Source organism: Streptomyces sp. NBC_01384 (assembly GCF_045040035.1).
In the GTDB taxonomy this organism is placed as follows: domain Bacteria; phylum Actinomycetota; class Actinomycetes; order Streptomycetales; family Streptomycetaceae; genus Streptomyces.
Map to the genome: position 1 here is coordinate 7,744,720 of NZ_CP109559.1, position 11,327 is coordinate 7,756,046.

14 protein-coding genes and 3 pseudogenes are annotated in these 11,327 nt (G+C 69.9%); 10 read left to right on the forward strand and 7 right to left on the reverse strand.

Annotated elements, in window-relative coordinates:
- The first annotated feature begins 17 nt into the window (after positions 1–17).
- Positions 18–1,181: a YihY/virulence factor BrkB family protein gene (locus tag OG747_RS35205; RefSeq protein WP_405883392.1), complete on the forward strand. Its 1,164-nt coding sequence runs from the start codon at positions 18–20 to the stop codon at positions 1,179–1,181.
- Positions 1,182–1,205: 24 nt separating this feature from the next.
- Here OG747_RS35205 and OG747_RS35210 read toward each other — a convergent pair whose 3' ends face one another.
- Positions 1,206–1,580, reverse strand: coding sequence for a hypothetical protein (locus tag OG747_RS35210; RefSeq protein ID WP_405886111.1), 375 nt, complete (start codon positions 1,578–1,580; stop codon positions 1,206–1,208).
- Between OG747_RS35210 and OG747_RS35215 the strand changes: the two are divergent.
- From OG747_RS35215 to OG747_RS35225, 3 genes and pseudogenes are all read left to right on the forward strand, one after another.
- A pseudogene (locus OG747_RS35215) lies at positions 1,518–2,092 on the forward strand (helix-turn-helix transcriptional regulator). The gene OG747_RS35210 and the pseudogene OG747_RS35215 overlap by 63 nt on opposite strands.
- 10 nt (positions 2,093–2,102) lie before the next feature.
- Positions 2,103–2,846, forward strand: coding sequence for a helix-turn-helix domain-containing protein (locus OG747_RS35220; protein WP_405885858.1), 744 nt, complete (start codon positions 2,103–2,105; stop codon positions 2,844–2,846).
- A gap of 172 nt (positions 2,847–3,018) precedes the next feature.
- The gene (locus tag OG747_RS35225) at positions 3,019–3,414 is read left to right on the forward strand and encodes a hypothetical protein (RefSeq protein WP_405883393.1); all 396 of its coding nucleotides are present in this window, start codon (positions 3,019–3,021) and stop codon (positions 3,412–3,414) included.
- 21 nt (positions 3,415–3,435) lie between these two features.
- Here OG747_RS35225 and OG747_RS35230 read toward each other — a convergent pair whose 3' ends face one another.
- The 4 genes from OG747_RS35230 to OG747_RS35245 all read right to left on the reverse strand — a co-directional run bounded on the left by OG747_RS35230 (position 3,436) and on the right by OG747_RS35245 (position 5,318).
- Entirely contained in the window at positions 3,436–3,834 is a 399-nt protein-coding gene (locus OG747_RS35230) for a VOC family protein (protein ID WP_405883394.1), read from the reverse strand.
- A gap of 417 nt (positions 3,835–4,251) precedes the next feature.
- Positions 4,252–4,488 (reverse strand): hypothetical protein, encoded by a 237-nt coding sequence (locus tag OG747_RS35235; RefSeq protein ID WP_405883395.1) that lies wholly within the window; start codon positions 4,486–4,488, stop codon positions 4,252–4,254.
- 390 nt (positions 4,489–4,878) lie between these two features.
- Positions 4,879–5,124 (reverse strand): hypothetical protein, encoded by a 246-nt coding sequence (locus OG747_RS35240; RefSeq protein ID WP_405883396.1) that lies wholly within the window; start codon positions 5,122–5,124, stop codon positions 4,879–4,881.
- Positions 5,079–5,318: a hypothetical protein gene (locus OG747_RS35245; protein WP_405883397.1), complete on the reverse strand. Its 240-nt coding sequence runs from the start codon at positions 5,316–5,318 to the stop codon at positions 5,079–5,081. Before OG747_RS35245 ends, OG747_RS35240 begins: the two co-directional genes overlap by 46 nt.
- Before the next feature lie 152 nt (positions 5,319–5,470).
- On the opposite strand from OG747_RS35245, the gene OG747_RS35250 reads away from it, so the two are divergent.
- From OG747_RS35250 to OG747_RS35260, 3 genes and pseudogenes are all read left to right on the forward strand, one after another.
- Positions 5,471–6,640 (forward strand): helix-turn-helix domain-containing protein, encoded by a 1,170-nt coding sequence (locus OG747_RS35250; protein ID WP_405883398.1) that lies wholly within the window; start codon positions 5,471–5,473, stop codon positions 6,638–6,640.
- Positions 6,641–6,662: 22 nt separating this feature from the next.
- Positions 6,663–7,316: a DUF6879 family protein gene (locus OG747_RS35255; protein WP_405885860.1), complete on the forward strand. Its 654-nt coding sequence runs from the start codon at positions 6,663–6,665 to the stop codon at positions 7,314–7,316.
- Positions 7,317–7,328: 12 nt separating this feature from the next.
- Positions 7,329–7,877: pseudogene (locus OG747_RS35260) on the forward strand (Scr1 family TA system antitoxin-like transcriptional regulator); the annotation flags it as partial.
- A 21-nt stretch (positions 7,878–7,898) separates the two neighbouring features.
- Here the strand turns inward: OG747_RS35260 and OG747_RS35265 are convergent.
- Positions 7,899–8,117 carry an Arc family DNA-binding protein gene (locus OG747_RS35265; protein ID WP_405883399.1) on the reverse strand — a complete coding sequence of 73 codons (219 nt, stop codon included), beginning with the start codon at positions 8,115–8,117 and terminating at the stop codon, positions 7,899–7,901.
- 20 nt (positions 8,118–8,137) lie between these two features.
- Here OG747_RS35265 and OG747_RS35270 point away from each other — a divergent pair, with 20 nt between their 5' ends.
- The 3 genes and pseudogenes from OG747_RS35270 (at position 8,138) to OG747_RS35280 (ending at position 10,243) form a co-directional block, all read left to right on the forward strand.
- Positions 8,138–9,364: an RNA-guided endonuclease InsQ/TnpB family protein gene (locus OG747_RS35270; RefSeq protein ID WP_405885862.1), complete on the forward strand. Its 1,227-nt coding sequence runs from the start codon at positions 8,138–8,140 to the stop codon at positions 9,362–9,364.
- A gap of 34 nt (positions 9,365–9,398) precedes the next feature.
- Positions 9,399–9,560 (forward strand): annotated as a pseudogene (locus OG747_RS35275) (transcriptional regulator); the annotation flags it as partial.
- A 29-nt stretch (positions 9,561–9,589) separates the two neighbouring features.
- Complete coding sequence (locus OG747_RS35280) at positions 9,590–10,243, forward strand: ThuA domain-containing protein (RefSeq protein ID WP_405883400.1); 654 nt, start codon at positions 9,590–9,592, stop codon at positions 10,241–10,243.
- Here the strand turns inward: OG747_RS35280 and OG747_RS35285 are convergent.
- Positions 10,150–11,286 carry a LacI family DNA-binding transcriptional regulator gene (locus OG747_RS35285; RefSeq protein WP_405883401.1) on the reverse strand — a complete coding sequence of 379 codons (1,137 nt, stop codon included), beginning with the start codon at positions 11,284–11,286 and terminating at the stop codon, positions 10,150–10,152. The genes OG747_RS35280 and OG747_RS35285 overlap by 94 nt on opposite strands.
- Between the last annotated feature and the right edge of the window lie 41 nt (positions 11,287–11,327).

Here is an 11,327-nt window from a genome sequence, read left to right on the forward strand (position 1 = left end):
ACGGATACGGTAAGGATGTGCACCAGGCAAAAGAAACACCCGAACGGCCTCCCTCGGGCCGCTTCCACCGCGCTCGCGCGCTGTACAGGAACGTGTCGAAGCGCAGGACCGCCTGGCTGCTGCTCAAGGACACCGTCAACTCGTGCATGGAGTACCGGATCCTGGGGCTGGCGGCCGAGGCCGCCTTCTTCACACTCCTGTCCGTGCCGCCCCTGCTGCTGAGCATGATCGGACTGCTCGGCTATGTGGACGCCTGGACCGGCGCGCACTCGATCGCGAGCCTGGAGTCCAACATCCTGGAGGCCTCCCGCACGGTCCTCACCGACAAGGGTGTCCACCAGATCGCCGAACCGATCCTCCACGACGTGATGAAGGGCGGCCGGCCCGACATCATCTCCCTCGGCTTCCTGTTCGCCCTGTGGTCGGGCTCGCGCGCGGTGAACGTGTTCGTCGACACCATCACCGTGATGTACGGCCTCGACGGCACCCGAGGGATCGTGGCGACCCGCGTGATGTCGTTCCTGTTGTTCATCGTGGCCCTGCTGATCGGCTCGATCGCGCTGCCGCTGATGGTCGCGGGTCCGGACGCGGTGGTGCAGATCGTGCCGTGGTCGGCGACGCTCGTGCAGGTCCTGTACTGGCCTGTCGTCATCGTGCTCTCCGTCGTCTTCCTGACCACGCTGTATCACGTGTCAGTGCCGGTCCGCTCACCCTGGGTGGAGGACGTGCCCGGCGCCCTGGTCGCCCTCGCCATGTGGGTCCTCGGCAGCTTCCTGCTCCGCATCTACCTGACCAGCACCGTCGAGGGCCCGACGATCTACGGCTCACTCGCCGCCCCCGTCGCCGTCCTCCTCTGGATCGGTGTGTCCGCCTTCGCGGTCCTGGTCGGCGCCGCGGTCAACGCCGCAATCGACCGGGTCTGGCCGGCCGCCGCCACGGCCGCGGCCCGCGCCGCGAACGAGCGCCTGCGCCAGGAGCAGGCCGCCGAGTACGTCGCCCGCGCCGCCGCCCACCGCGCCGCCGAGCCCGACCCCGACGACCCGGACATGCCCTCCGAGTTCCCGGAACGCTGGTCGCGTTTCCTGCCCCCGGAGGACGTGACGTCCCGCCTCCGAACCCATGTGAAGAGCACTCACCACCCGCGCAAGAACCACGGCGACGACCACTGCCCGGAGGAGTAGGACCCCTGCGGGGGACGCGCCCTGTCAGGGGCGCGGGGAACCGCGCGCCCAGCCCCCAGGAACGGGAGGGGACGGGTAGGGGCGGCGGGGGCGAAAACCGGGGTCCCGCCCGAACCCAGCCCTTCCACGCGCCCGCCCCCGCGGCGTCCCGTGCGCGCTCTCGAAGAGATCGACGAGGAACTCGACCTCCTCCGGCGGCACCCCGAACCCGGCCAGCCGGACGCCGTACCGGCGCGCCGTCACCGGGAGGTACGTCAGCTCACCGCCCGTCGCCTCCGAGATCTCCGCGACCGCCTCCCGGAAGCTCAGCCGCCGGGGCCCGGAGAGGGCGACGTCCTGCCTGACGTACCGGTCGCCCGCCGTCAGCGCGGCCACCACGACCTCCGCGATGTCCCGCACGTCGATGACCGCGCCCCGCTGACGATCAAGCTCGTGGTGTGCGGCGAGGCCTGGGTCGTGCCGGACGCGGGAGAGCGCCCGCCGACGACCCGGCGACCCCGCCCCAGGCGGTGATCCTGCCGGGCGGCGCGTGCACCTACCCCTGGTTCTCCTGCCCCGAGGCCGAGGTCCCCGCCTGGTACCGGGCGCTCGCGGACTCCGTCGTCGGCCGGGTGCTGCGACTCGTCCAGGGCGACCCGGCACACCCCTGGGCGGTGGCGACGCTCGCCTCCAAGGCCGGGGTCTCCCGGGCCGCGCCGGCCCGCCGCTTCAGCGAACTCGTGGGCGAGCCCCCGATGACGTACCTCATGGACCGGCGCCTCGCCCTGGCCGCCGACCGCCTGCGCGAAACGGACGACACGCTCGACGCGATCGCCCGCCACGTCGGCTACGGCAGCGCGTTCGCACTGTCCAGCGCCTTCAAACGGGTGTACGGCGTCAGCCCGCAGGAGCACCGGACACGGGCGGAGTAGCGTGACGGACGTGTACGTGGAGCGGGCGTCCCGGCTGCCGGGCGCGGTGGTGTGGAGCCGCGCTCTGTCCGGGCCCGCCACGGCCGCGGGCCCCGTCCTCCCCGACGGCTGCATGGACCTGCTGTGGACCGAGGGACGGCTGCTGGTCGCAGGCCCCGACACCCGCGCGTACGTTCCCGACGGTGTGCCCGGCGGCTGGGCGGGGGTCCGCTTCTTCCCCGGTACGGCGCCGACGTTCCTGGGCGTTCCGGCCGACGAACTCCGCGATATGCGCGTGGACCTGGCGGAACTGTGGCTTCCGTCGGAGGTGCGCCGCCTGACCGCGCGGGTCGACGCGGCGACCGATCCGGTGGCCGCACTCGAAGAGGTGGCGCTGGACCGGGCAGCAGACGCGTCCCCGCCTGATCCGCTGCTGCGAGAGATCGTGACGGCCCTGGACGCCGGGCACTCGATCGCGGCGACGGCGGACCACCTCGACCTGAGCGCACGCCAGTTGCACCGACGCTCCCTGGCCGCGTTCGGCTACGGACCGAAGACCCTGGCCCGCGTCCTGCGCCTGCAACGGGCACTCGCCCTCGCCCGGACCGGGGTGCGCTTCGCGGACACGGCGGCCCGGTCGGGCTTCGCGGACCAGGCCCATCTGGCGCGGGACGTAAGGGAGTTGGCGGGCATGCCGCTGGGGGAGCTGCTCGCCCGCTCCTCATGGCTCTGCATGGCTCTGCCCGCATCAGGGAAACTGCCGCGACGGATTTGATGGGTCCTGTCAGTGTGAGGGTGTGGGAGAGATCGAGACGGCAGATGTTTTCGCGACCGGACACCGCGGAGCAAGGCGGAGCCTCTATGCGTACCGGGTGCGCGGGCGCGGACGCAGTGCCGTAATCCTGTGGATCGGTGGGCGGGGCGACGAACCCGACCAGGTGTTCACGGTGCCGGAAGCCGGCCGCCGGCACGTCCCGGTGTTCGTGACGGCTCGACAGGCGCGGGTGTATGTGCGCCGACGGGGCCGGGAGCCGGCCGCCTCCGAGGTCGACACGCTGGAACTCCGCCGTGTTCAGCACTGGCTGGAGGATCCGGTGCGCCGACAGGTCCCGCCGGGCAGGGTGCTGGAGGCGTGGAACTTCTTCGAGGATCTGGCTCGAGGCCTCGACGCGGTCCACCGGCTGCCGCAGCAGGGACCACTCCACAACAGCGCCTACGAGAAGCTGTTCGGAGGCGAGAGCGTCGCGTGGACTCCCGAGGAACAGCGCGCGGTACTGGAGTTGACCGGGGCCGGGGTGGAGCTGTGGAACTCCTGCCCGGCGATGGTCAATCCCCGCTCGTAGGACCGTCGGGGCGTGGGCGGCCTACTCGGGGAGCCGTGCGAACAGGTCGACGCCATTGCCGTCCGGGTCGTGCACGACCGCGTACCGCATGCCCCAGAAGGCGTCCCACGGCTTGAGCTCGCCGTGGTACCCGGCGCCGACCAGGTCCTCGTACACGGAGTCGACCTCCGCCGGACCGTCACAGACGAAGGCGAGCGACACCCGGCCGCCCCCGTCGCCCGGCGGCCGCCACCCCGCGTGGAACGACCGGATCGTCTCCTCGGTGTCCAGCGCCAGCCGGGGCCCGCCGGGCAGTTCGGCCTCGACATGCGGCTGGTCCTCGGCGCCGTCGGGGAAGACGAGCCCGAGGCGGCGGTAGAAGGCGAGGGCGGCGGCCATGTCGCTGACGACGAGGCCGATCACATCGAATCGTGGACTCATGCGGCCACGGTAGGCAGGGCGCCGGCGGCTGGTCTTGAACGAATCGGACGTTGGTGCCTCTGAGTGGTAGCAGCCGACAGCGATCGATGGGCCGGATCGATACGTGAGGCCTGTATGCATCTATGAGGTGTGTGAGAGGCTCTCCGGCCGATCGCAGCCGAGTACCGCAGCGACTCGCCCGCTACCGGGCGCATCGCAGAAGCTTGGGCGGTTCACGATAGGGGTGCCCACACCTCTTCGCGGGCGCACCGTTCTGGCGCCGATCCGGTTCCGGGTGGCCATCGCCGCCTGAGTTACCCCCTCGCAGAGCACGTGGTCACGGGCGGTATCTCCCGTGGCCTCTCGTGTGCCTGCCGGGCCCGGTGCCCCGGGACGGGGTCTCGTGCGCTCCGAGACCCCACGGAAACCCGGGATGACCTATGCGGCGGCAGGCGGCTCCTCGCTGCTGGCCGGGGGTGCCAGCGGAGTCGGCGGCTCCTCGGGTTGGGGAGCCTCGCCGTTCTTCTTGGTCAGCCGGTCCCATGCATCGCGCGCCCGTCCGGCGGAGTCGAAGACGTCGGGGAGCTGATCGAGCACGCCCTTGAGGACGTACAGCGTGATGGTCACCACGCCAGCGATGGCGAGAACGATGATGATGAGGGTGGTGCCGTCCACCGATCCTTACCTTCCCTGTCATGGGTCGGATCGGGTGCGCAGGCAGCCTCGATCCGAACCCTACGGTTCGGGTCGAGACACCTACGCTGACGCGGACGTAAATGTCTTCGGACCCTGGACGCATCTGTCCAGGGGGTCACGCAAGACTGAGAGTCAATCTACTAAGAGTTCGACCGAGTTCCGCACTGGCTTGCGTCAGGGCACGATGGCGAAGATCCGCGCCCACCAATACAAATTCTGGGTCGTCCTGACTTCCCAACTCGTAGGGGCGCTCAGGTGCGCCCGGGGCTTCAACCCCGATGCACACAGGTTAGCGCATACCGGCGCGATCTTCGGCAAGGCGCAACTGAGCCCCACCCCAGTCGAATTGGGGTGGGGCTCAAGTGCTGGTCAGGTGGAGTCTGGTTCTCCGAGGAGGAGTTCGTCCCCGGCGGGGAACCGCGCCGTGCCGCCCTCCTCCCAGGTGACCACGACGGCTAACCCGCCCATCGGACCCCGGGCGGTCGTGGCGGTCTTGACGGTGCGCCACTCGCCCTCGTAGCCGATGACGTCGCCCGGGGTGATGAGGGCCGCGCGTTTGGTGGGGACATCTAATGGCTCTCGACGGGCCGGATGCGGGCCAAAGGGACGTCCCATTCCGTGCCACCGCCTTCCGGCCGGAGGTATGCCGTTCGGCTGATGACCTTGTTGCCCTCCTTGATGCGCTCCTCGATCACGCCGTGAAGCTCGCCCGTGCGTTTCGATAGCGTGTCCTCAACGAGCGTCCCCATTGGGTAGGGCAATTCACCGTGGCTGAGCATCGTCGGCTGCTTCTCGTATGTCTGTGCCATGACCTCTCGTCCCACCTGGGCATACGTGTGTCACCCAAGAGAACTGCCACCGCGCAAACCGAACTTGCACACCTCTTGCACAACACCAGGGCACGTGAGTGGCCGCGGTGAGACGATGGGAGGTAACGGCAATCGAGCGGAAGACGCACGGTATGAGCGCGACCAAGATTCCCGGACCTGGTACGAACGTTGCGGTCTGCCGCAAGGAACGCGGCCTGAGTCAGGTCGCCCTTGCCCGGCGGGCGGGCGTGTCGGTCTCGCTGCTCAGCAAGATCGAGGTGGGCGACCGCGCGCTGACGCAGAGCATCGCCGCGTCCCTCGCGCAGGCCATGCGGATGACCCTCGATGAGCTGCTCGGCACCGCGCCGGTGACCAAGGCCGACGAGGCCAGCGTGACCGCCTTGAACGACGCCATCCGGCGGTTCGACATCCCCGACGCTCCTCCGCCTCACCCCGAGGACCTGCCGAGCGAGCTGGCCGAGCTGAACGAACACCGCTACCGGACCGAGCTGTCGGCCGTGTTGCAGAAGACCCCGGGCGTGCTGACCCGGACGACTAACTTCGCGCACGCCACCCAGTCGCCCGACGCCTGGACGCGCGTCGCCGACACGTACTCGGTGGTCTACTGGCTGGCCGCCCGGCACCGCTGGATGCACCTCGCCGAGCTGGCCGTTATGAAGCAGAGGCTGGCCGCCGAACGGGCGAACCCGATCGCCGCCACGGTGGCCGCCAGGGACGAGGCCGGGACCTTCCTGAACTCCGGCGACTTCGGGGGTGGGCTGGCCATCGTGGACCGCGCGATTGTGGAGGCCGAGACGACCTTGCACGGCCGTGACCGCGCGTTCGGCCTGGGCATCCTGCACCTGCGTGGCCTGACGCTGGCCGGTCGGCTCAAGGACAAGGCCACCGCCCGGCAGCACATTGAGGCCGCGTGGCGGACGGCCGAGGAGTACGGCGAGGACGCCGACGAGCACGGTATCCACTTCGGGCCCGACCAGACCGCGACGCACGTCATCTCGACGTATTCCGATATGGACCAGCACCGCACCGCGCTGGACACTGCCGACGACCTGATCCGGGGCGGCACCTCGCTACCGGCCACCCGCATCGGCCCTCTGCACATGAACCTCAGCCGGTCGCACCTCGCCCTGGGCGACCGTGACGCTGCACTCGAATCGCTCGAAGAAGCGTGGGAGGTCGCGCCCGAGATGGCCCGCGTCCACCCGACGTCACAGGAGCTGATGCGCGTGCTGACCTCGCTGCACCGCCGGAGCAACCCCCGCTTGACCCGCCTCGCCAAGCGCGCGGGCGTGCCCTTCTGACGACTGTGGCCGCGTGCGGGTCTTGGTGTCCCCTACGCTGGGGGATCTACGGCCGGACCGCCCCGGGCGGGTACGAGAGGTCGCCGTGGTCGTGTCGCGCGAACTGCTCGTGAACTGGGGACCGAAGGAGATGGAGCGGGTGCCCGAACTGGTCGACCGGGACACCTTCCGGCGCCTCTTCGAGACCTTCGAACACACCGCCTGGCGCCTGGAGACGCGACGCGGCTATGCGTCGGACCGCCAGGACCCCGACTATCAGGCGTTCCTGGCCACCGGATCCTCCACCTGGGACCCCAGCGAACCCTGGTTCATCAACATCCGCCGCCAGACGGACGCTGGCAAGCAGGTTGGCCGCGTCCGCATCGCCGACAACCCGCCCACCACGGAACTGCTGTTCCTGCTCGACTACGCCCGGCACAACGCGGCCGTCGGGGAGGACATCCGCTACCTGTGGCGGGAGAATGCGGACCGGGCCGGTCTGCCCGCCGAGGACTTCTGGATCTTCGACTCGCGCCTCGTCGCCCTGCTGCACTTCGACGATGACGACAACCTGCTCAACATCGAACTGATCACGGAGCCCGCGGAGGTCGTGCGGTACTCCATCGTGCGCGACGCGGCCATGCACCACGCTGTGTCGTACGACCAGTTCGACGCGCAGGTGGCCACGACCGAGTAGCGCGCGCGACCGGTGAGTACTGACTACCAGCAGGCACGAGCGGCGTTGGGGACGCGGCTCCGTGAACTCCGCTTCTCGTGCCCTGGCGGCCGGCTCACCGGTCGGCAACTCACGCAGCGGCTCGGCTGGCCGGGCTCCAAGGTCAGCAAGCTGGAGAACGGCAAACAGACGGCAACCCCCGAGGACCTCCGGGCATGGGCCGAAGCGACCGAGCGGCCGGATTTGTATCCCGAACTCGCCGCCCGTCTCGCCGGATTCGAGTCCCAGATCAGGTCGTGGCGTCGCGCCCTGGCGAACGGCTTCAAGCCACTGCACGAGGGCTTGAGCAAGGAGATCGAGCGCACCTCGGAGATATGGGTGTGGGAAGAGTCAGTAGTCGCCGGTCTGATGCAGACCCCCGAGTACGCACGCCACGTCATCCAGCGCTATTCGGAGCTGCTCGGCCCGGCCAACGACATCGAGGACGCCGTGCGCGCCCGGGTGCAGCGCCAGGAGTGGCTGTACCGGTCGGGTCGCAAGCTTCACGTGCTGATGTGGGAGGCCGCGTTGCGTTCACCTGGTGACCGGAGGGTGCCCCGGCCTTCAGGCCGGGGAGGAGTCCGGCTTCCCGCGTGGCGGGGCAGGAGAAGCCGGATCGCCGCCGGGCGATCCGGTGTCCGCCCGGGGAGCGGCGAGGGCGACCTCCAGGAGGTGGAGGATCTCGGAGTTGAGGGACTGCCGGTCCGCAGTGGCCTGAGCGGTCACCCGTTCGGTCACCCGTTCGTGTAGGGCTGCCGGGATCCGGAGTGAGAAACGAATCATGACGCTACGTTGGCCGCGTGATGACGCCAAGTGAAGTCGACGAGGCCGGGCGTGCCCGGTACACGTACCGGCTGCGCGTGTCGTCCGCTGCCCGCACCGCTCTGGAAGCCGAGTGGAACCGGTGCCGGTGGGTGTGGAACGAGTGCGTCGCCAAGTCCAGGGCCGCGCACACCCGGAACCAGCACCGGCCCGAGGGTGAGGACAAGCAGACGTGCGGTCCGGCACAGCTCGACAGAATGCTGACCGGGGCCCGCACCCGCACTCCGTGGCTGCGAGAGGGCTCGTCGGTGCCGCAGCAGCAGATCATCCGGGATTTCGGGAAGTCCCGTGCCAAGGCGCACAAGGACATCAAGGACCGGCTTGCGATGCGGCGGCGGGCCGGGATGCCCAAGTGGAAGAAGAAGCGCGACGCCGTCCCGAGTCTGAACTACACCAAGCGCGGCTTCCGGCTGAAAGACGGTCTCCTGCACCTCGCGGGCAACATCGTGCTGAGGGTCGTGTGGTCCCGCGACCTGCCCGCCGATCCCTCCTCGGTGCGGGTGTACCGGGACAGCGTCGGCCACTGGTACGCCTCGTTCGTTGTCCCTGCCGAGATCCAGCCGTTGCCCAGGACGGGTGCGGTGATCGGTGTCGACTGGGGCGTGAAGGAGACCGCCACCACCACGAGTGATGCCCACGACCTGCCCCACGCCGAGCACGGCCGTAAAGCCCAGGCGAAACTGTCGCGGTACGACCGGATGATGGCCCGCCGCAGACCCGCCAGGGGGCAGCCGGGCTCGAAGGGCTACCGCGAGGCCGGGAAGCTGCGCGCGAAGGCGTACAAGAAGGCCGCCCGGCAGCGGCGGGACACCGCCCGCAAGTGGGCCAAGAAGGTCGTCCGCGACCATGACGCGATCGCAGTGGAGGATTTCCGCCCGAAGTTCCTCGCCAAAACCTCGATGGCGCGCAAGGCGGCGGATGCCGCGATCGGCGCCACCAAGAAGGCCCTGATCGAGATGGGCCAAAAGCACGGGCGGGACGTCCGCCTTGTGCATCCCGCGCACACCACCATGGACTGCGCATCGTGCGGAGCGAGAACCAAGCACGCACTGCCGCTGTCCGAACGTACCTACACCTGCACCGCGTGCCAAGCCGTGTCCCCCAGGGACAAGAACTCAGCCCGCGTGATGCTCGTCCGGGCTGGTCTCAACCCGGCTGGTGCCGAAGGCGCAAGACCTCCCGGAGCGCTGCTCCGGGAGGCGGCCTGAGCCAGGAATCCCCCTCGCTCACGAGGGGGAGGATTCAATGATCTGCCCTCCCTCGGTACTCGGCGCACAGCTCGACCGGCTGACCGGCATGATCGGTATGGACACGGTCGAGTTGGGCATCATCCCGTTCACCGCCTCTGTGAAGATCGTGCCCGCCAACGGCTTCTGGGTCCTCGATGACCGCCTCGTTGGGGCTCGCCCCACCGCGGAAATAGACTCGGTCCCGTGATCTCCCGCGTTCTCGTCTACACCCGCACCACCGGCTACCGGCACGACTCCATCCCGGACGCCGTCACCGCCGTACGGTCGCTGGGCGCGGCACACGGGTTCGCCGTCGACGCCACCGAGGACCCCGGCGCCTTCGAGACGCCCCTCGACCCGTACGCGGCGGTCGTCTTCCTCTCCACCAGCGGGGATGTGCTGACCCCTCAGGGGCGGACCCGGCTCGCGGCGTACGTCGAGGGCGGCGGCGGGTTCGTCGGGGTGCACGCCGCCGCCTGTACCGAGTACGACTGGCCGTACTACGGCGAGCTCCTCGGCGCACGCTTCGACCGGCATCCGGAGTACCAGCCGGGCAAGGCGCTCGTCGAGGACCACGGGCATCCGGCGACCGAACACCTCCCACCCGTCTGGGAGTTCACGGATGAGTGGTACGACTTCCGCGCCAGTCCGCGTGGTTCGGTCCGCGTCCTCGTCTCCGCCGACGAATCCTCGTACGAGGGCGGGGGCATGGGCCGGGACCATCCCCTCGTGTGGTGCCGGGAGCAGGGCGCGGGCCGGGTCTTCTACACCGCGCTCGGGCACGCCTCGGAGGCGTACGAGGACCCCGGCTTCCGTGCGCATCTGCTCGGCGGCATCACCTGGGCGGCCGCCCGCTGAGCACTCGCCACCGGCCCCGTACTCGCCCGTTCCACCAGACGCGTCGACAGCTCCGTACGCGTGCCCTCCGGCTGCTCGCCCGCCATCATGCGCACCAGCAGGCGCAGTGCCGTCGCCGCCATCTCGGAGAGCGGCTGGCGGACGGTGGTGAGGGCCGGGGTGGCCCAGCGGGACTCGGGAAGGTCGTCGAAGCCGACCACGCTGATGTCGTCCGGGACGCTCAACTTCCTTTCGGACAGGGCCTGGTAGGCGCCCAGGGCCATCTTGTCGGAGCAGACGAAGACGGCGGTGGGCGGTTCCGGCAGGTCGAGGAGTTCCAGCATGCGACGGTGGGCGCCGGTCTCATTCAAGCTGCCGTAACGGACGTACTCGGGGCGGTGCTTGATGCCCGCCGAGGCGAGGGCCGAGCGGTAGCCGGCGACACGGGCGCTGCCGCACATCTTGCGGCGGTAGCCGCCGATGACGGCGATGCGTTCGTGGCCGAGGGAGAGGAGGTGCTCCGTCGCCAGTACCCCGCCCTGCCAGTTGGCCCCGCCCACCGACACCACGCCGGGCGGTGGTTCGAGGACCGGGTCGATCATCACGAACGGGATGCGGTGCTGGTCGAGCCAGGCGTACTGGGACGGGGTGAGCTCGGCGAGGTTGAACAGTACGCCTGCCGAGCCGCGCGTGGTGAGCTTGTCCAGCCAGCCGCGCTCCGGGCGCCCGCCCCCGCTCCTGTTCAGACCCGCCGAGACCACCACCTCCAGGCCCGCGTCGTGCGCCGCGCCCTCCACGCCGTGCAGTACCGCCCCCGACCCGGAGTTCTCCAGTGAGTGCAGAACGAGGTCGACCAGCCCCGGAGGTTTTGTCGCCTCGAAGCGGGGTCTGCGGACATAGCCGAGGTGGTCGAGGGCCTCGGTGACGCGGCGGCGGGTCTCCGGGGCCACGTCCTCCCGGCCGTTGACGACCTTCGACGCCGTGGGCACCGACACCCCGGCCGCGCGGGCGACAACTGCCAGGGTGGGTCCGACCGCCGTGCTCCCGCTCCCGGTACGGGCCATCGAGAAACCGCCTCTCCGGCCCGCCCGAGGGCCATCGAAAG